The organism is Propionivibrio sp., assembly GCF_017995515.1.
Classification (GTDB): Bacteria; Pseudomonadota; Gammaproteobacteria; order Burkholderiales; family Rhodocyclaceae; genus Propionivibrio.
Window position 1 is genome coordinate 30,621 of sequence record NZ_JAGOIT010000010.1, and the last position, 20,631, is coordinate 51,251.

A 20,631-nucleotide genomic window follows, 5' to 3' on the forward strand; every position below is an offset into this window, starting at 1 on the left:
GTCGCGGAGCAACTACAAGAAAAGAAACGATAACCATGAAATCAGGCACTTTCCGGAACTGGCCGATTGCTCGAAAGCTGAACACGGTGCTGCTGCTCGTCACCACCCTGCTCTTCGGCGCAATGACGGTCGTTCTCAGCACCTACGTCGCGGGCATGCTGAAGGACGACAGCATGTCCGCATGAACATCGACATGATGGATTCGTACGGGCAGAGCCTGAAGACCGACATCGGCACCCTGGGCGCGGTTTTCGCGGCCGGTTCCAACGAGCCTTTGCGCTGGACGCAGGCGCGACGGTCAGGGTCGGGGCACAGGAGACACCGGTGCTGAAGAACGGCGAAACCCGGCGCAATCTCGATCTAGCCGCCGTCGATCGCTTTACCCGCACAACCGGGGCCATCGCCACCGTCTTTGCCCGGCGCGCCGTCGGCGCGCTGCTCGGTCGCGCGCCGACGGCCTACGCCAAGGTGATCGACGGGCAGGAATACAAGATTGCGGTTTTCAACCATTACCCGGAATGGAACCGGATCGTCGTGACGGGCAGCTATCTCGACGAGTTCACCGCGCTCAGCCAGGCGACGCAGCAGAATGCGAGCGCCTCCGGGGAACTCGCCGCGACCGCCGAAGAACTCGGCTCGCAAGCCGGACAACTGCAGCAGACGATGACGTTCTTCCGGTTGGCGAACACGTGAAACAACCGGGTGGCCAGGGCGGCCGCCCATAGTCGTTGAGTTGGTGTCGGGCATGCAGCGTAACGGCTGGGAGCCCGATGCCTTTGGAGAAGTTCATGGTACAAGCCTTTGTCACCCTGAGCGCAGATCGCCACCCGGCACGGCGTGCTGGCGACCGCCTGGCGCATCCGACGATGCTGATGCCCTCGCCCGTCGTCGCCCTGCCCGGGGGAACGCCGGTCCTGCGACGGCGCTCCACCGACAACGAGACGATCCTGATCATCGACGATTCGCCGGCAAACCTCACCGTTCTCGGCGAACTGCTGCAAGGCGCCGGCTACCGCGTCAAGGTCGCCAACTCGGGCGCAACCGGGCTGCACCTCGCCGTGCAGGAACCGCGACCGGCGCTCATCCTGCTCGACATCATGATGCCGGCCATGGACGGCCACGAAGTCCTCATGCTGCTGCGCGACAATCCACAAACGCGGGATACGCCCGTCATCTTCCTGACCGCCAGGGACAGCGACGCCGACGAGGAGCGCGCGTTCAACGACGGCATCGCCGACTACATCGTCAAGCCGATCAAGCCGACCATCGTCCTTGCGCGCGTGCGCAGCCAACTGCTCGTGCGCCAGGCGCGGCACTGGTTGCAGGACCAGAATCAGGCGCTGGAGGCCGAAGTGGCGCGGCGCATGCGCGAAAACGAGCTGATCCAGGCGGTCAGCATCCGGGCGCTGGCCCACCTGGCGGAGACGCGCGATAACGAAACCGGCGATCACATCCAGCGCACGCAGAGCTACATTCGGCTCCTCGCCACGCTGATGGCACGGCACCCGCGCTTCGCGGCAACGCTCGACAACAACTACATCGAGACGCTGACGCGTTCGGCGCCGCTGCACGACATCGGAAAAGTCGGCATTCCCGACTACATCCTGCTGAAGCCGGGAAAACTCACGCCGGAAGAGTGGGAGATCATGAAGACGCATACGCTGCTCGGTTTTGACGCGATCACGCTGGCCGAGCGGGACATCCGCACGTCGGTCGAATTCCTCTCACAGGCCAAGGAAATCGTCCGCTCGCACCACGAACGCTGGGACGGGACGGGTTATCCCGACGGCCTGGCCGGCGATGCGATCCCGATTTCTGCCCGTCTGATGGCGATGGCCGACGTTTTTGACGCACTCATTTCGCGGCGCGTCTACAAGGAGGCGTTCCCGTTCGCGTCCGTCCGCAACATCATCGCCGAGGAGCGCGGCCGCCTGTTCGACCCGGATATCGCCGATGCCTTCCTCACCAACTGTTGCGAATTCGAGGCGATCGCCCTGCACTTTGGCATTGAGAAATGACCGTGAGCATGAACAGGAACGAAAGCGGCCGACCCGGCACTGTGCGGTCCCCGCTGCATCGGAACAAGGACGGCGGTGTTGCCGGACGGGTTCTTCTCTACGCCGGACTCTTGGGCCTCGCGCTCGTCATTCTGGTGCTGGCCATTCTTTGCGCCGGCCTGCAGGTTCCCCAGCTCGACCGGGAGACGATGTTCTGGGTCGCGCTCATCGTGCTGGCAGCCGTCCTGGCCATCATGGCCGTGTTCTTCGTGCTGCTGCGGCGGCAGGAAAGCGTGCAGGAGCTGAGCCTGCAGTCGCGGCAGGCGCGCGCCGACCAGCTGATCGACTACTTCTTCAACCAGCCTTTCATCGGCATGGCGATCGTCGCGCCCGGCACGCAGCAGTTCGTCAAGTTCAACGACCAGGCGTGCGTGATGACCGGCTATTCCTATGACGAGCTGCGTACCAAGACCTGGCGCGACATCACGCACCCGGAGGACATGCAGCTCACTTACGCGCAAGTATTGAAGATCAAGAACCGCGAAACCGACACGATTTCCTACGAGCAGCGGCTGATGCGCAAGGATGGCTCGTTCATCTACGTCAATACCGACGTTCAGTGCGTGCGCAATGCCGACGGCGAGATCAATTTCCTGATGTGCAGCGCGCAGGACATCACGCCGCGCAAGCTGAACGAGATGGAACTCAATGTCGCCAATACCCAGCTGCGTGCCAATCAGGAGACATTGCGGCGCCAGAACGAGGAGCTCCTGGCGGCCAAGTCGGCGCTGGAGGAGTCACGCAGCCGCTTCTTCAACCTCTACGAATTTTCGCCGGCAGCCTATCTCACGCTCAACCCGGTCGGCGAGATCCTGCGCATCAACCACACGGGCGCCAGCCTCCTCGGCTACCGGCGCCACGAATACGAGGGCCGGAGTTTCTCGACCTTCCTCACCGCGGAGGATCTGGAAAACTGGACCACCTTCCTGCATCACTCGACCCAGGCCAACCAGCGCGATAGCGGCGAGTTCGCGCTGCACTGCGCCGACGGCAGCATCGTTTATGTGAGTGCCGAAAGCACCTTCCAGAACCTCGAAGAGGATTCACCGGTGCTGCACATGACGCTGACCGAAATCACCCGCCGGCGCCAGGCCGAGATGGCCCTGCGCGCCAGTACCGAGCGCCACAAGGCGGTCGTGCAGTCGTCGAACGACGCCATCGTCAGCTCGGACAGCAAGGGACTCATCGTCTTCTGGAATCCCTGTGCCGAACGGATGTTCGGTTATCAGACGGCGGAGATCATCGGCAAACCGATCGATTCGCTGATGCCGGAGCGCTTCCGCGACGAGCAACGGATCTGCATGAAGCGCATCCTCGAAGGCGGCGAATGCCACGCCTTGAACTCGACGGTTGAAATGTCGGTCCTGCACAAGGATGGCCACGAGTTCACCATCGAGCTGTCGCTCACCATGTGGAAGATCGCCGATGGCGTCTACTTCACCTGCACCATGCGCGACATCACCCAGCGCAAACAGACCGAGCAAACGCTGCGCATGCTCTCGGAGGCTGTCCGGCAAAGTCCGGAGGCGATCATCATCACCGACCTCGAGGGGCGTATCGAGTACGTCAACGAAGCCTTCGTCAGCAACACCGGCTTCTCGCGCGAGGAAACGCTCGGGCAGAACGCCTCGATGCTGTCATCCGGCGAAACCGGACTGGGGACCTACGCGGCGATGTGGGAAACGCTCAAGCGCGGCGAGGTGTGGAAAGGCGAGTTCCATAACCGCAGGAAGGACGGCAGCGTGTTCATCGAATCGGCCGTGCTCGCCCCGATCCGCCAGCCGGACGGCACCGTCACGCACTACGTCGGCGTCAAGGAGGACATCACCGAAAAGCGCGGGCTTGAGGAAGAACTCGACAAGCACCGGAATCACCTCGAAACGCTGGTCGTCGAACGCACCGCACAGCTTACCGAGGCACAGCACCGGGCCGAGACGGCGAATGTCGCCAAGAGCACTTTCCTCGCCAACATGAGCCACGAGATCCGCACGCCGATGAACGCCATCGTCGGACTCACGCATTTGCTGCGCAATGCCGATCCAACGCCCAGGCAGCTCGATCGGCTGGAGAAGATCGACGCCGCGGCGGCGCATCTGCTCGAATTGATCAAGAATATTCTCGACCTCTCCAAGATCGACGCCGGCAAGATGGAGATCGAATACACGGACTTCACGCTCGATTCGGTCATCAGCCCGGTACGCTCGATGATCATCGACGAAGCGCGCGAGAAGCGGCTCGGCGTCGTGGTCGATCTTGGCAACACCCCGGTCTGGCTGTACGGCGACGCGACGCGGCTGCGTCAGGCGCTGCTCAACTTCGCCGCCAACGCCGTCAAATTCACCGAGCGCGGCCAGATCATCGTGCGCACCCGGCTCATTGAAGCCGACGAGCGTGGCCTGTTGATCCGCTTTGAAGTCGAGGACACCGGCATCGGCATCGATCCGGAAAAAGTGAAGAGCCTGTTCCAGCCGTTCGAGCAGGCCGATCCATCGATCACGCGCAAGTTCGGCGGCAGCGGCCTCGGCCTGGCGATCACGCGCCGCCTGGCCCAGTTGATGGGCGGCGACGCGGGCGTCAAGAGCGCGCCCGCTTGCGGCAGCACGTTCTGGTTCAGCGCCCGTCTGGAACACGGGCGTGGTGTCATGCCGCAAATCATTGATGAGGACGGCATCGACCTCGAGGAAGAACTGCGGCGCCAGTGCAGCGGCATGAAGATCCTCTTGGCCGACGACGTCGAGGTCAATCTTGAGGTCGCCCAGTTGCTGCTGCACGGCGTCGGCCTGCAGGTCGATACCGCGTGCAACGGGCGCGAAGCCTTCGACAAGGCGCGCACGACAAGCTACGACCTCGTGCTGATGGACATCCAGATGCCCGAGATGAACGGGCTCGACACAACGCGCGCCATTCGCCGCGTTTTCGGGCGAACGACGACGCCGATCCTGGCGATGACTGCCAACGCCTTCGACGAAGACCGGCGCGTGTGCCTGGAGGCCGGCATGAACGACTTCGTCGCCAAGCCGGTCGATCCGAGGACGCTCTATTCCATGCTCCTCAAATGGTTGCCCCGCCCGGACAAGGCGCCGGGTACGGTGTGTGAAGGACAAAGCGTTTTGCCCGTACCGGTGAGAAACGGCGACGGAGCAGCGACTCCGCACGAAGCCACGGGCATGCGGCAACGCCTCGATTCAATCCCCGGACTCGACGTGGCAAACGGTCTGGCGCGCGTTCGCGGCAACGAGGAGAAGTTCGGGCAGGTCATCGAGCTCTTCCTCAAGGGGCACGAATTCGATCTCGAGAAGATCCACGCGGCACTCGAACGCAACGACATGAACGCGGCGGAACAATTGACGCACGCGCTGAAAGGCTCGGCCGGCCTGATCGGCGCAACCTTCGTCGCCGAGTCTACGACCACACTGTTGACACTGATTCGGCAGAAAGCCCGCACCGGCGACATCGACAAAGCCTACGTCGCCCTCACGCCGCGCCTGACCGGGCTGATCGACGGGCTGCGCCACGCGCTGGCTGGCAAGGTCGCGGATGCTCTGCCACCGCCCGCCGATCAGGATCGCCTGCGCAGCATCGTCGCGCGCCTGGAGCACCTGCTCGCCGTCGGCGACATGGCCGCCTGCACGCTGGCGCGGGAGGAACGGGCGTTTCTCGAAGCCTCACTCGGCACGCACGGCGCGACGATCATCGCATCGATCCAGGTATTCGCCTTTGACCAGGCGCTAAGCGGCCTGAAGAACGCGATGGAAGAATTGTCCGGCGCCGGAATCGTCTCCTGACACCAGGAACGGTGCAAATCGTTACCCCGACGAACACGGGGTAACGAACGCTCCGATCGTTGCTAGAAGTGCAGCGGCCGGCCGTCGCAGGCCAGCGCGGCTTCGTGCACGACTTCCGACAAGGTCGGATGCGCGTGGCAGATGCGTGCCAGGTCTTCGCTGGCAGCACCGAATTCCATGGCGACCACGCCTTCGGAGATCAGCTCGGAGGCATTCGCGCCGACGATATGTACACCGAGGATTCGGTCACTTTCCGCGTCGGCAAGAATCTTGACGAACCCTGTGGTATCTCCCATGCCGAGCGCACGCCCATTGGCGGCAAACGGAATCTTGCCGGCCTTAAAGGCAACGCCGGCATCCTTGAGCTGCTGCTCGGTCTTGCCGACCCAGGCGATCTCCGGGCTGGTGTAGAGAACCCACGGAATCGTGTCGAAGTTGCAGTGCCCGGACTGCCCGGCCATCAGCTCGGCAACCATCACCGCTTCCTCCATCGCCTTGTGCGCGAGCATCGGGCCGGAGACAACGTCGCCCACCGCCCACACGCCCGGCAGGTTGGTGCGGCAATGATCATCGACATCGATGCGCCCGCGCTCGTCGAGCTTGAGGCCGACGGCCTCCGCATCGAGCCCCTCGGTGTTCGGAACACGGCCGACCGAGACGATCAGGCGATCGGCGTCGAGCTTCTGCGCCTGCCCGTCCTTGTCCGTGTAGGCAATCGAGACACTTTTCTTCGCCGCCTTGACCTCGCCAATCGTCACGCCCAGCAGGATGTTCAGCCCCTGCTTGCGGAACACCTTGGCCGCCTCCTTCGCCACGTCGACATCGGCCACCGAGAGGAAATCCGGTAGCGCTTCCAGGATGGTGACCTCGGCGCCGAGCCGGCGCCAGACGCTGCCCATTTCGAGGCCGATCACGCCGGCACCGATGATGGCGAGTTTCTTCGGCACCGCGTTGATTTCGAGCGCCCCGACGTTGTCGCACACCAGCACGTTATCCACCGCCACGCCCGCCAGATGGCGCGACCGCGAACCGGTGGCGACGATGACCTGTTTGGCCTCGACCAGTTCTTCGCCAACCTTGACCTGCCAACCGCCAGCGCTCTGCGCAACGAAACTGCCATGACCATTCAAGAGCGTCACTTTGTTCTTCTTGAACAGGCCCTTGATGCCGGTCGTCAGCTGTTTGACGATGGTGTTCTTGCGCTCGATCATCGTCGGCACGTCGATCTTCGGCGTTCCGACGGTGATGCCCTGCGCAGCGAAGCCGTGGCTTGCTTCCTCGAACAGATGCGACGTATGCAGCAACGCCTTCGACGGAATGCAGCCGACATTCAGGCAGGTTCCGCCGAGACGCGGCTCATCCTTGGGGTCGGCGTAGGCGTTGGACTCGCAGCAGGCGACGCTGAAACCGAGCTGCGCCGCGCGGATCGCCGCCACGTAGCCGCCGGGGCCACCACCGATAACGAGCACGTCAAATTGCCTGGACATCTTGTTTTCTCCCGGGGATCAGACGCCGAGCAGCAGACGTGCCGGATCTTCCAGCGCTTCCTTCATCGTCACCAGCGCCAGTACGGCTTCGCGCCCGTCGATGATGCGGTGGTCGTAGGACATCGCCAGATAGTTGATCGGGCGGATGACGATTTCGCCATTCTCGACCACAGGGCGGTCCTTCGTCGCATGGATGCCGAGGATTGCCGATTGCGGCGGGTTGATGATCGGCGTCGACAGCATCGAGCCGAAAACGCCACCGTTCGAAATCGAGAAGGTCCCGCCCGTCAAGTCCTCCAGCGACAGCTTGCCGTCCTTCGCCAGTTGGCCGAACTCGCCGATCTTCTTCTCGATGTCGGCAAACGACATCTGGTCCGCGTCGCGCAGGATCGGCACGACCAGGCCGCGCGGGCTGCCAACGGCGACGCCGATGTCGATGTAGCCGTGGTAGACGATGTCGTTGCCGTCCACCGAGGCGTTGATGATCGGGAACTTCTGCAACGCAGCGACCGCGGCCTTGACGAAGAAGCCCATGAAGCCGAGACGCACGCCGTGCGCCTTCTCGAACTTCTCGCCGTATTGCTTGCGCAGCGCCATGATCGGCGCCATGTTCACTTCGTTGAAGGTGGTCAGGATGGCATTCGTCGATTGTGACTGCACCAGCCGCTCGGCAACGCGCGCGCGCAGACGCGACATCGGAACGCGCTGTTCCGGCCGGTCGCTCAGGGGGATCGCCACGGGGGGCGCGGGAACGAGGTTGAGCGGCGACACGGGTGCCGACGCGGGCGCCGGGACCGCCTTGCCACGCGCGGCATCAACCACGGGAGGCGTCGCCGCGGCGGAAGCCGCCAGCGCATCGGCCTTGGTGACACGGCCACCACGACCGCTGCCAGCGACGTCGGCAGCCGCGACGCCCTTTTCATCCAGAATCTTGCGCGCTGCGGGCATGGCGACGCCAGCCACCGGTTGCGCCGCAGGAGCAACCTCGGGTTTGGCGGCCGGCGCCGCCTTCGGCTTCTCAGCCGGTGCCGTTGCTGCCACCGTGGCCACGGCCTCGGTGTCGATGCGTGCAATCACTTCACCGGCAACGACCGTATCACCATTTCTCTTGACGATTTCGACGAGCACACCGGACGCCGGCGCCGGCATCTCCAGCACGACCTTGTCGGTTTCAATGTCAATCAGGTTTTCGTCCCTGGAAACGGCCGCGCCGACCTCCTTGTGCCAGGAAACGAGCGTCGCTTCGGCGACCGACTCTGACAGCTGCGGAACTTTGACGTCGATGATCATGTTGACTCCGGATTAGGCTAATTTGTATGGGCCAATTTCGCCCAGTGCGGACTCGATCAGCGCTTTTTGTTGTGCGTTGTGCTTGCTGTAGTAGCCGACCGCGGGCGACGGCGACGCGGAACGCGACACCAGGAGCAGGCGCTGCTTGCTGTTGAACGAGCGATCGAGGTGCTGGCGCGAGGCGATCCAGTACCAGGCGCCCTGGTTGCGCGGCTCTTCCTGGCACCAGACGATCTCGGTAGCCTTCGGGTACTTGGCCATTTCCGCCTGGAAGGCTTCCTGCGGGAAGGGGTACAGTTGCTCCAGCCTGGCGATGGCGATATCGGTGATGTTCTTCTCACGTCGCGCCGCCAGCAAATCGTAGTAGACCTTGCCCGAACAGAAGATGACGCGCGTCACCTTCTTGCCGTCGATTGGGTCGACTTCGCCGATCACCGGCTTGAAGCTGCCCTTGGCGATGTCGTCCATCGTCGAGACCGCATCCTTGTGCCGCAGGAGCGACTTTGGCGTAAACACGATGAGCGGCTTGCGCTGCTTGCGGATGGCCTGCCGGCGCAGCATGTGGAAGACCTGGGCCGGCGTCGAGGGCTGGCAGACTTCCATGTTCATTTCGGCACACAAGGACATGAAGCGCTCGATACGCGCCGACGAGTGCTCCGGCCCCTGCCCTTCGTAGCCGTGCGGCAGGAAGACGACAAGGCCGCAGGCGCGCCCCCACTTCGATTCGCCGGAAGCGATGAACTGGTCGATCACCACCTGCGCACCATTGACGAAGTCACCGAACTGCGCTTCCCAGACGACGAGGTCGTAGGGGTTCGAGGTCGCGTAGCCGTACTCGAAGGCGAGCACCGCTTCTTCCGAAAGCACGGAGTCGAAGCACTGGAACCGGGCCTGGTTGTCCTGCAGGTTGGCGAGCGGCGAGTAGGTGCCTTCGTCCCAGTTCTCGCGGTGCTGGTCGTGCAACACGGCGTGACGGTGGAAGAAGGTACTGCGCCCGACGTCTTCGCCCGAAATGCGAACGCCGTGCCCGGAAACGAGCAGCGTCGCGTAAGCGAGGTTCTCGCCCATGCCCCAGTCGATCGGCAGACTCCCCTGTCCCATCAGGCGACGGTCATCGATGATCTTCTTGACGCGGCTATGCAGCGCAAAATCCTCTGGATAGGTTGCCAAGCGCTCCGACAAGCGCCTGATTTCCTTGACCGGCACCGTCGTGTCGCAGTTGTCGATGTACTTTTGCGTCAGGAACGGCGTCCAGTCGATGAGGATCGGATTGGTGTAGCCGGCGATGACCGGGTTGTACAAGAGCTCGCCGCGATCGAGGTGATCGCGGTAGTTCCGGATCATGTCGTCCGGCCCGTCGCTCGGCAGCACGCCTTCGGCGACCAGCCGGTCGGCATAGAGCTTCCGCGTGCCCGGATGGGCGGCAACACGCTTGTACATCAAGGGCTGCGTTACCATCGGTTCGTCTTGCTCGTTGTGCCCCAGCTTGCGGAAGCAGACGATATCGACGACGACGTCCTTCTTGAACTCCTGCCGGAATTCGACGGCCAGACGCGTCGCCAGCGCCACTGCTTCGGGGTCGTCGCCATTGACGTGGAAAATCGGCGCGTCGGACATCTTGAAAATGTCGGTGCAATACAGCGACGAGCGTGAGTCGCGCGGATCGGACGTCGTGAAGCCGATCTGGTTATTGACGACGATATGCACCGTCCCACCCGTGCCGTAGCCACGCGTCTGGGCGAAGTTGAGCATCTCCTGATTGACGCCCTGGCCGGCCACCGCGGCATCGCCGTGGATCAGCACGGGCAGCACCTTCTCCCGTCCGTTGTCGCCGCGACGGGTCTGGCGGGCATAGACGGCGCCTTCGACGACCGGATTGACGATCTCGAGGTGCGACGGATTGAAAGCCAGCGTCAGATGGCATGGGCCGCCCGGCGTCATGACGTCGGACGAATAGCCGAGGTGGTACTTGACGTCGCCCGAGGTGAGATCCTGCGCCTTCTTGCCCTCGAACTCGTCGAACAGCATCGCCGGCGCCTTGCCCAGCGTGTTGACGAGCACATTCAGGCGACCACGGTGCGCCATGCCGACGACGATATCGTCAATGCCGCTGCCGCCCGCGACGCGAATCACTTCATCGAGCGCGACAATCAGCGATTCGCCGCCTTCAAGCGAGAAGCGCTTCTGCCCGACGTAGCGCGTGTGCAGGTAGCGCTCGAGCGTCTCGGCAGCCGTCAGGCGTTCAAGCAAGCGCAACTTCTGGCTTGCCGTGTAGGTGCCCTTGCTGTGAATCGGCTCGATCCGCGCCTGAACCCAGCGCCGCTCGGTGATGTTGTTGATGTACATGTACTCGACGCCGACCCAGCCGCAGTAGGTTTCCTTGAGCGCATCGAGGATTTGCCCGAAGGTTGCCCGCTCGGGGACGCCCTTGAACGAACCCGCGTTGAACGGCGTGTTGATGTCGGCGTCGCTCAAGCCGTAGAACGACGGTTCGAGTTCGTTCAGTTTGGGACGCGGCTGGCGCTTCAGCGGATCGAGATTGGCCCAGCGCGCGCCCAGCGTCCGATACGCGCTGATCATCTGGAGGATGCTGACCTGCTTCTTGTCGTCCGCCGGCCGCCGAACAGCCGCCTTGTATCCGCCGTTCTTCGCCTGTTCGGCAAAGGCATGCACTACCGGCAAATGCGGCACGTCGCGCGCAATCGTCCCCGGCAACTGGGCCAGCTTGTCAAAATAGTCGCGCCACTCGCCGGGAACGGACGCCGGATTATCGAGATAGTTTTCGTAGAGTTCTTCGACGAACGGGGCATTGCCGCCGAAGAGATGAGACGTTCCGAACAATTGATTCATCATGACAGTGATCTGCGCTCTGGTTGCAGTGAAGGATTCGGGTGCGTTGGCTCACAACACGGGACGATTCCAATTCGGCCGGCACAAAAGCCAAGAGCTGCGGACACTGCCGCAGCCCCTTGCATCCATCACTCTTCGCGTTGATGGATCGGCGGTACGTCGCGCATCGGCGTTCCCATATAGAGCTGGCGTGGGCGGCCGATCTTGAATTCGGGATCCGAAATCATTTCTTCCCACTGCACCATCCAGCCAACTGTACGGGCCAAGGCGAAAATGCAGGTAAACATCGAGGTCGGGATGCCGATCGCCTTCTGAACGATGCCGGAATAGAAATCGACATTCGGATAGAGTTTCTTCTCGATGAAGTATTCGTCTTCCAGCGCGATCTTCTCGAGCTCAAGCGCCAGCTTGAACAGGCGGTCGTTCTGCAAACCAAGTTCCTGCAGCACGTCACCGCAAACCTTGCGCATGATCTTGGCGCGCGGGTCGAAGTTCTTGTAGACCCGATGGCCGAAGCCCATCAGCTTGAACGAGTCATTCTTGTCCTTGGCGCGCTTGATGTACTCCGGCACGCGCGACACGTCGCCGATTTCTTCGAGCATCTTGAGGCAGGCCTCGTTGGCGCCGCCGTGCGCCGGCCCCCACAGACAACCGATACCGGCCGAAATGCAGGCGTACGGGTTGGCGCCCGACGAGCCGGCGAGTCGCACGGTCGAGGTCGAGGCATTCTGTTCGTGGTCGGCGTGCAGCGTGAAAATGGTATCGAGCGCGTGGACCAGCACCGGGTTCGGCTCGTATTTCTCGCAGGGCGTACCGAACATCATGTGCATGAAGTTGGCGGTGTATCCGAGATCGTTACGCGGATACATGAACGGCTCGCCGACCGTGTACTTGTGGGCCATCGCCACGATCGTCGGCAGCTTGGCGACGATGCGGTTGAAGCTGATGTTGCGGTGCGCGGCGTCGGAAAAGTCCTCGGCTTCGTGGTAGAACGCGGACAATGCGCCAACGACGCCGACCATGACCGCCATCGGGTGCGCGTCTCGCCGGAAGCCCTGGTAGAACTTGGCCATCTGCTCGTGCACCATCGTGTGCTTTTTGACGATCGAAACGAACTCGCGCTTCTGGTCGGCATTCGGCAGGTCGCCGTGTTTCAGCAGATAGGCGACATCCAGGAAGTTGCAGTGCTGCGCCAGCTGTTCGATCGGATAACCGCGATACAAGAGCTCGCCCTTGTCGCCGTCGATAAAGGTAATCGTTGACTGACAGGAGGCCGTCGACAGGAAGCCCGAGTCGTAGGTAAACAAGCCCGTCTTCGCGCCGAGCGTGCGGATGTCAATACAATCATTGCCATGCACTGGCGTCAGGACGGGGAACTCTACGGGATCTCGCCCCTCGATCGTGAGTACGGCCTTTCGTGCGTTTGTCATAGTCATCTCCCGTTCAGGTTATTGAGCTACTAAATTGATCAAGCCCCAACACTAGGTCTCTTCCCTTACTTTTGCCTTACGTTGCGCAGCATTGCCAGGACCTCGACCTGTACGGAATCAGCGCACGCGCGCTTCCCCATGATCATGGGCCATAGATCGTGATCTTCCATCTCCGCCAGCACGACGAACGCGGCGACCTGCTCCGCGTTCAAGTTCGGAAATTGCGTGTCAAGAAAGCTTCCCAGCAGCAAGTCCATTTCCAGTAGCGCACGGTGCGTACAGCGCCAGCGCAAACGATTCATCTCAGAAACTTCCATCAAACTGGCCTCCTGACCATCATTGCCATGATCTTTCGTTCTATTACATGGCCAGACCAGATTCAAGCTGCGGGAATGGCCATTTCGATTTGCATAAACAGGAAAAGTTCAAGCGAGCGCTGCGGATTTAGCCGCTCGCCCCATTCCTTTGACAGCGAGTGTCACCCGAGCTCGTTGTGGTAATGAAAATGCTGCGTCGAATAGAAGCCCCTGCGCCACTCGACCGGTTTATCGGCGTATGTAAACGTTACCCGTTCAACCAGCAACAGCGGGCTCCCCTCGGGAACCTGCAACAACCCGGAACTCAATCGATCGGCAGAAACCGCGCGCAAGCGCTCGTCGGCACGAATCATGCGAACACCGAATTTGGTCTCGAACAGACTGTACAGCGACATCCCGCCGGCCTTCAGGACATCCAGCGTGAGATCCGCAAACAAGTCTCCCGGAAGATAAATCTCATCGAAAACGGCAGGCTCGTTACCAAAGCGCAACAACCGGCGAACGATGATGATCGGCGCCCCGGGCTCAAGCGCGAGCGTTCGCGCCACGTCCGAACCGGCCTTCGCTCGCCAGCACTCGATGGGAATGCTCTTCAGCGGCTTCAACTCGCCTTCGTTGGCACCAATGCGCAGAAAACGGAAGAAGGAGCGAGGATCATTGTGCGAAGCGACGAAAGTCCCCTTCCCCTGACGCCGAACCAACAGATTCTCCGCGGCCATCTCGTCGATGGCCTTGCGTACCGTCCCCTGACTTACGCCGAAACGCACCGCGAGTTCGGACTCGCTCGGGATGAGGTCACCCGGTCCCCATTCGCCGGATTCAAGACTGCGCGTAATCAACCCTCGGATCTGGCGATAGAGGGGACTGAAAGTGGGTGAATGCGAGGCGGCTTGTCGACTCATGGCTTTGGATTGCAGCACATTTTCACTGGTCGGTCCACACAAAAATAAGCATCATATATATAACATAAGATAATGATTCCTGCGACAGTGTACGATTGACACTCGCGGTTCTTAGCTCTTATCATCCCGCGTTGATTCGCCCAGTCCGGGCACGCCGTCTCAGCACTCGATTCCCTTTCCGTTTTTTTCTGTCCTATTTTTAATCCGTTGTTTTTCTTAGGAGTTTTTCCATGTCCAAATCCCCAGTCCGCGTAGCAGTCACGGGTGCAGCCGGCCAGATCGGTTACAGCCTGCTTTTCCGCATCGCCTCCGGCGAAATGCTCGGCAAGGACCAACCGGTCATCATCCAGATGCTCGACCTCCCGCAAGCGCAGAAGGCTTGCCAAGGCGTCATCATGGAACTCGACGATTGCGCGTTCCCGCTGCTCGCTGGCGTGTTTGCCACCGACGATCCGAACGTTGCCTTCAAGGATGCCGACATCTGCTTGCTCGTTGGCGCCCGTCCCCGCACCGCTGGCATGGAGCGCGCTGATCTGCTGAGCGCAAACGGCGCGATCTTTACCGTCCAGGGCAAGGCCATCGCCGAAAACGCCAAGGAAGACGTCAAGGTTCTCGTCGTCGGCAATCCGTGCAACACCAATGCCTACATCGCTGCCGCCACTGCCAGGAAAGTTGGCCGCACCAACCCGGCGAACTACCACGGCATGCTTCGCCTCGACTACAACCGTGCCGCGTCGCAACTGGCCGCCAAGATCGGTCGCCCGGTTTCGACGATCAGCAAGCTCGTGGTCTGGGGCAACCACTCACCGACGATGTATGCCGACTACCGCAACTGCGTTTCCAACGGCGACAGCGTCAAGGCCCTGATCAACGATCCGGTCTGGAACAACGACGTCTTCCTGCCGACCGTCGGCAAGCGCGGCGCTGCCATTATCGAAGCCCGCGGCCTCTCGTCCGCTGCTTCGGCCGCCAACGCAGCGATCGGCCACATGCGTGACTGGGTTCTCGGCTCCGATGACTGGGTCACGATGGGCGTTCCGAGCGACGGCTCCTACGGCATTCCCGCCGGCATCGTCTACGGCTTCCCCTGCGAGTGCAAGGGCGGTTCCTACAAGATCATCCAGGGCCTCGAAATCGACGAGTACTCGCGCGAGAAGATGAACAAGACCCTCAAGGAACTGACCGACGAAGCCGAAGCCGTCAAGAGCATGCTCTAAGCCGGTTCGTGTCGCCGAAGCCGCAGCGACGCTGCGGCTTTTTTTTGCCTTCGCGCAAGACACAGAGCGTTAGAATGGCGCTCCTTGAGTACTCGACGGAAGAATCCCATGCGACACCCTAGTGACGTTCTCTTTTCCGGGGAGAAGCTCTTCCCGATCCTGCCGGTAGTCGACCACTACGCCGGTTCGGAAAAACTGATGAACAAGGCCATCCAGCTACAGAACGACCTGGGGCCCGTGTTCGATGTCACCTGCGATTGCGAGGACGGCGCCCACGCTGGCGCCGAACGCGAACACGCCGAGATGGCCGCGCATGTAATCATGAGCGATGCCAATCGCTTCGGGCGTGTCGGCGCTCGTATCCACGACATCACGCACCCGAACTGGCAGCAGGATCTCGATATCCTGGTTTCCATCGCCGGCACCCGTCTGCCTTTCATTACCTTCCCGAAGCCGCGCAGCGCCGCCGATGTTCGAGCCCAGGTCTCTGCGCTGCGCGATGCTGAAGCACGAACGGGGTTAAAACAACAGATTCCGGTGCACGTACTGATCGAAACCTTCGGCGCCCTGCGAGAAGCGTGGGAAATCGCCGCGCTACCGAGCGTGGAATCGCTTGACTTCGGATTGATGGACTTCGTGTCCGGACATCACGGCGCAGTCCCGGGGTCAGCGATGAAGAGTCCGGGGCAATTCGAGCATCCGCTTGTAGTCCGGGCGAAATGCGAGATTTCAACCGCTGCACTCGCCAACGGCGTCGTGCCCACGCACAACGTAACAACCGAACTCAAGGACATTGAGGTCATCCGAAACGATGCGCGACGGGCGCGCGTCGAGTTTGGCTATCTCAGAATGTGGAGCATTCACCCGAACCAGATCATGCCCATCGTCGAAGCGATGCGACCGGACTTTTCCGAGGTCGAAGTCGCCACGGAGATTCTGGTCGCAGCGCAGGATACCGACTGGGGCCCCATCGCCCATGACGGACGACTCCACGATCGTGCCTCGTATCGCTACTATTGGGAACTGCTCGCACGTGCCAGGGCGACAGGCATGACCCTTCCTGCCAACGCGGCAGAGCGCTTCTTCGGCTGACTCGATGAGCATGCGGTCACTGATCAAGGATTTGTTGAAGTTCCGGGACGAACGAAACTGGTCGCAGTTTCACACGCTGCGCAACCTGATCGTTTCACTCAATCTCGAAGCGGCCGAGCTACTCGAACTCACGCAATGGAAGTCGGACGAAGAGATATCGCGGCTCACCGAAGATCCGAGGTCAGATGAAGCGTTGCGTGACGAATGTGCTGATATTCTGCTCTACCTGCTCTTGATTGCCGAAAAGGCCGGCTTCGACCTTACTGAAGCGGCACAAGAGAAAATCACAAAGAACGCAGCGAAGTACCCCATATCCAAGAGTTACGGATCAAGCCGGAAATATACGGAATTGGGCGTCGATAACTGAGAGCACAGTCGACCTTCGCCCTCTACGCCAAACGTGAAAAGGGCCAGTGGATTTGATCCACCGGCCCTTTCACTGTCTCAACCGCTACAACGATTCGGGTTGCTAGCACTCGCCGGGCGACACCAATCCGCGTGTCGCCGGACCGCTAGAGCGAGCGCAGGAGGGAGAAGGCGCACAGGGACATTAACGTTTGCGGGAAAAGGCCCAGCGCGGCAATGGCCAAACCGTTTGCCGACATCAGCACCTTGGCACCCACGGGCGCTTCGATCCGCGATGCGTTCGCAGGCGGTTGGTCGAAGTACATAACCTTGACGACGCGCAGGTAGTAATATGCGCCGACCAGCGAGAAGAAGACCGCGGCAATCGCCAACCAAAGGTAGCCCGCGGCCACGACCGCTTGCAACACCGAGAACTTGGCGAAGAAGCCAACGAAGAACGGCACGCCCGCCATCGAGAACATCATCATCATCATCATTGCGGCTAGCCACGAACTACGTTTGTTCAGTCCGGCGAAGTCGCTGATTTCCTCGGACTCGAATCCGGCCTTCGACAAGAGCATGATCATCCCGAAGGTACCTGCACTCGTCAGCACATACGTGATGATGTAGAACATCGATGAACTGTAGGCGTTCAGCGCGAAGCGGGCATCGCCATCGACGACGCCGACAACCAGGCCGAGAAGCATGAAGCCCATGTGGGAAATGGCCGAATACGCCAACATGCGCTTGAGGTTGGTCTGCGCGATCGCTCCAAAGTTACCGACGGCCATCGAAAGTACCGATAGGATGAGCAGCATCGCCTGCCAGTCTTTCGATACCACGATCAATCCGCTAACCAGCATCCGGATGACGATTGCGAACGCGGCCAGCTTGGGCGCACTCCCGATGAAGATCGTCACCGCGGTCGGAGCGCCGTGATAAACGTCGGGTATCCACATGTGGAAGGGCACCACGCCGAGTTTGAACGCGATTCCGGACACCAGGAAAACAACACCGAAGACCAGGATCGTCTTGTTCCCGTCACCCGCGAAAAGCCGCTCGGCAACCGTGGAAATCTGCAGCGAACCCGTCGCACCGTAAATCATCGACATGCCATAAAGAAGCAGGCCTGATGCAAGCGCGCCAAGAACAAAGTACTTCATTGCCGCCTCGGTCGCGGTCGTCGAGTCGCGGTTCAAGGCAACCATCGCATACAGCGAAAGCGACAGCAACTCGATGCCGATATACACGCTCAGGAAATGATTCGCCGAAATCATCACCATCATGCCGAGAGTCGCGAACAGCGTAAGCGAGTAGAACTCTCCCCGCGCCATCTGCGGCCGCACGAGCACGTAGCTTCGCGAGTAGCACAGAACGACAATAACCGTCAGATAGACCAGCAGTTTGAGCAGGTCGGACAGAAGATCTCCGACGAACATGTTGCTAAACGTGTAAAGCACCTGGCCGCTGCTCGTGTTGAACGTAATAACCGCTGCGCCGAGCAGCGCGATCACAGTCAACACGAAGGTCGCAGTACGTTTCTTGTCTTTGACGAAAACATCGGCGATAAGGATGAGACACGCCATCGCCAACATGAAGATCTCGGCGCTGGCGAGGCGGAGATCCGGCGGTACAAACTGCATTTCAGCAAGCGTCATAGCGAATACCAATTAGAGGATCTTGCTTACGGAGACGTGGCGCATCAGTTCGTTGACCGAGCTATGCATCACTTCCGTGAATGGCTGAGGATAGAGGCCCATACCGAGGGCGCAAACGGCGAGCAAAGCGAGCACCAGGAACTCCCGTGCGCTGATATCCGAGAGTTCTGCGACGTGGTGATTCCCGACCGAACCGAATACGACTCGCTTGTACATCCAGAGCGTGTACGCCGCACCGACAATCATCGTCGTCGCAGCAGTCAGCGCAATCCAGAAGTTGTACTTGACGGTTGCCAGGATGATCATGAACTCACCGACGAAGCCTGAGGTCGCAGGCAAGCCTGCATTCGCCATGGCGAACAACATGAAGAATGCGGCAAATTTCGGCATCGTATTGACGACGCCACCGTAGTCCGCGATTTGTCTTGAATGGACGCGGTCATACATCACGCCGATACAGTAGAACATCGCGCCCGCAATGAAGCCGTGCGAGACCATTTGAACGAGCGCGCCCTCAATGCCCAGCGCACTGAACATGAAGAAGCCGAGCGTGACGAAGCCCATGTGCGCAATCGAAGAGTACGCAACAAGCTTCTTCATATCGACCTGAACCAGCGCCACCAAGCCGATATAGACGATCGCGATCAGGGACAAGCCGATGATCCAGCCTGAAAGCTCCTGCGATGCATCGGGTGTAATAGGAAGTGAAAAGCGCAAGAAGCCGTAAGCACCCAGTTTGAGTGCGATTGCCGCCAGCACGATCGAACCGCCCGTCGGCGCCTCGACGTGAGCGTCAGGCAACCACGTATGTACCGGCCACATGGGCACCTTGACGGCGAATGCGGCAAGAAACGCGAGGAAGATCCAGATCTGGGCCGTGCGCCCGATCGGCAGCTGATGCCAGTCGAGAATCGAAAAGCTTCCACCGGATTGCACAAACAGGTAGATCATCGCAACCAGGAAGAGCAAGGAGCCCATCAGCGTAAACAGGAAGAACTTGAATGCTGCATATACGCGATTCGGCCCGCCCCAGACCCCGATGATCAGGTACAAGGGAATGAGCGACGCTTCGAAGAAGATGTAGAACAGCATGCCGTCGAGCGACGCGAAAATACCGTTCAACAGCCCGGACATGATCAGGAAGCCCGCGTTGTACTGCGCCACCTTGCTGTCAATCACTTTCCAGCCAGCGAGTATCACGATGACCGTGATAAAACTATTCAGGATGACGAAAAGCATCGAGATGCCATCCACCCCAAGATGGTAGTTAATGTTGAATCGCGGAATCCACGCAGACAACTCGACAAACTGCATTGCCGACGTCGTCAGATCAAATTGCGTATAAAGAGGCACGGTAACGAGCAGGCCCGCAACCCCGCCTGACAGTGCGAGCATTTTCGCCAAAGGCGCATTACGGTCTGATCCTGTAGCCAGCACAAAGAGACCGGAAAAAATCGGCACCCAGATGGCAAGTGAAAGAAGTGGCATTCCTAACATGTTGTTCTCAGTCTCTCAGTTCGGATCAGGCACGCAACAGCCAGAATGAAAGAAGCGCGCAAACACCAAAGATCATCGTAAACGCATAGTGGTAGATGTGCCCCGACTGGAAAAACCGGACAAGCATCGAAATACCGCTGACTACGCGAACCGCCCCTCCAACGATCAATCCGTCGATAACGCCGGCGTCCCCGCCTTTCCACAGCCCGCGGCCGATCAATTTTGCCCCGCCGGCAAGCACTTTCTCGTTGAACTTGTCGAAGTAATACTTGTTCTCGAGAACGGTATAAAGCGGACCCGAGGCAGCCTTGATGGCAGCGGGGATTTCCGGGCGTTTCAGATAGAAGAACCACGACAGCGCGACGCCGGATACAGCGAGCCAGAACACCGGCGTCTGAATCGAGTGAAGCGCCATTGCCGTCGCCCCATGGAATTCGTGAGCCAGCTCTGCCATCACGGGATGGGCCTCAGCGTTGATGTGAATCGCCCCTAGGAAATAGTCGCCGAAGAGCATCGGCTCGATCGCGAAATATCCGATGACGACCGAAGGAATCGCCAGCAGAACAAGCGGCAAAGTAACAACCCACGGCGTCTCATGCGGTTTCTGCCCAGGCTTGAGACCGTGATGCTCGTGTACATCGTCGGCGCTACCGTGGTCATCATCGCCAGCATGCTTCGCATGTGCATCGTGATGGGCGCCGTCA

The 20,631-nt window shown here is 60.5% G+C and carries 16 protein-coding genes and 1 pseudogene; 8 read left to right on the plus strand and 9 right to left on the minus strand.

Going from position 1 to position 20,631, the window contains the following annotated elements; genetic code table 11:
• Positions 1-35: 35 nt before the first annotated feature.
• From KBA32_RS03040 to KBA32_RS03060, 5 genes are all read left to right on the plus strand, one after another.
• On the plus strand, positions 36-185 hold the full coding sequence (locus KBA32_RS03040) for a hypothetical protein (protein ID WP_294355104.1): 150 nt from the start codon (positions 36-38) through the stop codon (positions 183-185).
• Complete coding sequence (locus KBA32_RS03045) at positions 182-331, plus strand: hypothetical protein (protein WP_294355106.1); 150 nt, start codon at positions 182-184, stop codon at positions 329-331. The genes KBA32_RS03040 and KBA32_RS03045 overlap by 4 nt, the downstream gene beginning before the upstream one ends.
• Complete coding sequence (locus KBA32_RS03050) at positions 280-693, plus strand: hypothetical protein (RefSeq protein ID WP_294355148.1); 414 nt, start codon at positions 280-282, stop codon at positions 691-693. The genes KBA32_RS03045 and KBA32_RS03050 overlap by 52 nt, the downstream gene beginning before the upstream one ends.
• Positions 694-788: 95 nt before the next feature.
• On the plus strand, positions 789-2,018 hold the full coding sequence (locus KBA32_RS03055; protein ID WP_294355109.1) for a two-component system response regulator: 1,230 nt from the start codon (positions 789-791) through the stop codon (positions 2,016-2,018).
• Positions 2,019-2,026: 8 nt separating this feature from the next.
• Positions 2,027-5,842, plus strand: coding sequence for a PAS domain S-box protein (locus tag KBA32_RS03060; protein ID WP_294355113.1), 3,816 nt, complete (start codon positions 2,027-2,029; stop codon positions 5,840-5,842).
• 62 nt (positions 5,843-5,904) lie between these two features.
• Here KBA32_RS03060 and lpdA read toward each other — a convergent pair whose 3' ends face one another.
• From lpdA to KBA32_RS03090, 6 genes are all read right to left on the minus strand, one after another.
• Positions 5,905-7,329 carry a dihydrolipoyl dehydrogenase gene (lpdA, locus tag KBA32_RS03065; protein ID WP_294355116.1) on the minus strand — a complete coding sequence of 475 codons (1,425 nt, stop codon included), beginning with the start codon at positions 7,327-7,329 and terminating at the stop codon, positions 5,905-5,907.
• Positions 7,330-7,347: 18 nt separating this feature from the next.
• Positions 7,348-8,619, minus strand: a complete 1,272-nt coding sequence (gene odhB / locus KBA32_RS03070; RefSeq protein ID WP_294355119.1) for a 2-oxoglutarate dehydrogenase complex dihydrolipoyllysine-residue succinyltransferase — start codon at positions 8,617-8,619, stop codon at positions 7,348-7,350.
• A gap of 12 nt (positions 8,620-8,631) precedes the next feature.
• Positions 8,632-11,472: a 2-oxoglutarate dehydrogenase E1 component gene (locus KBA32_RS03075; RefSeq protein ID WP_294355122.1), complete on the minus strand. Its 2,841-nt coding sequence runs from the start codon at positions 11,470-11,472 to the stop codon at positions 8,632-8,634.
• A 125-nt stretch (positions 11,473-11,597) separates the two neighbouring features.
• The gene (gltA, locus tag KBA32_RS03080) at positions 11,598-12,899 is read right to left on the minus strand and encodes a citrate synthase (RefSeq protein ID WP_294355125.1); all 1,302 of its coding nucleotides are present in this window, start codon (positions 12,897-12,899) and stop codon (positions 11,598-11,600) included.
• A 65-nt stretch (positions 12,900-12,964) separates the two neighbouring features.
• On the minus strand, positions 12,965-13,216 hold the full coding sequence (locus tag KBA32_RS03085) for a succinate dehydrogenase assembly factor 2 (RefSeq protein ID WP_294355127.1): 252 nt from the start codon (positions 13,214-13,216) through the stop codon (positions 12,965-12,967).
• A 161-nt stretch (positions 13,217-13,377) separates the two neighbouring features.
• Positions 13,378-14,118 carry a GntR family transcriptional regulator gene (locus KBA32_RS03090; protein ID WP_294355134.1) on the minus strand — a complete coding sequence of 247 codons (741 nt, stop codon included), beginning with the start codon at positions 14,116-14,118 and terminating at the stop codon, positions 13,378-13,380.
• Positions 14,119-14,348: 230 nt separating this feature from the next.
• Here KBA32_RS03090 and KBA32_RS03095 point away from each other — a divergent pair, with 230 nt between their 5' ends.
• The 3 genes from KBA32_RS03095 to KBA32_RS03105 all read left to right on the plus strand — a co-directional run bounded on the left by KBA32_RS03095 (position 14,349) and on the right by KBA32_RS03105 (position 16,794).
• Complete coding sequence (locus KBA32_RS03095) at positions 14,349-15,335, plus strand: malate dehydrogenase (RefSeq protein WP_294355137.1); 987 nt, start codon at positions 14,349-14,351, stop codon at positions 15,333-15,335.
• 108 nt (positions 15,336-15,443) lie between these two features.
• A complete protein-coding gene (locus KBA32_RS03100; RefSeq protein WP_294355140.1) occupies positions 15,444-16,427 on the plus strand; it encodes an aldolase/citrate lyase family protein in 984 nt (327 codons plus the stop codon).
• Positions 16,428-16,437: 10 nt separating this feature from the next.
• Entirely contained in the window at positions 16,438-16,794 is a 357-nt protein-coding gene (locus KBA32_RS03105) for a nucleotide pyrophosphohydrolase (protein WP_294355143.1), read from the plus strand.
• A 145-nt stretch (positions 16,795-16,939) separates the two neighbouring features.
• On the opposite strand, the gene nuoN is transcribed toward KBA32_RS03105, so the two are convergent.
• From nuoN to KBA32_RS03120, 3 genes and pseudogenes are all read right to left on the minus strand, one after another.
• Positions 16,940-18,415: an NADH-quinone oxidoreductase subunit NuoN gene (nuoN, locus tag KBA32_RS03110; protein ID WP_294355151.1), complete on the minus strand. Its 1,476-nt coding sequence runs from the start codon at positions 18,413-18,415 to the stop codon at positions 16,940-16,942.
• A 27-nt stretch (positions 18,416-18,442) separates the two neighbouring features.
• Positions 18,443-19,927, minus strand: a complete 1,485-nt coding sequence (locus tag KBA32_RS03115; RefSeq protein WP_294355146.1) for an NADH-quinone oxidoreductase subunit M — start codon at positions 19,925-19,927, stop codon at positions 18,443-18,445.
• 25 nt (positions 19,928-19,952) lie between these two features.
• A pseudogene (locus tag KBA32_RS03120) lies at positions 19,953-20,631 on the minus strand (NADH-quinone oxidoreductase subunit L); the annotation flags it as partial.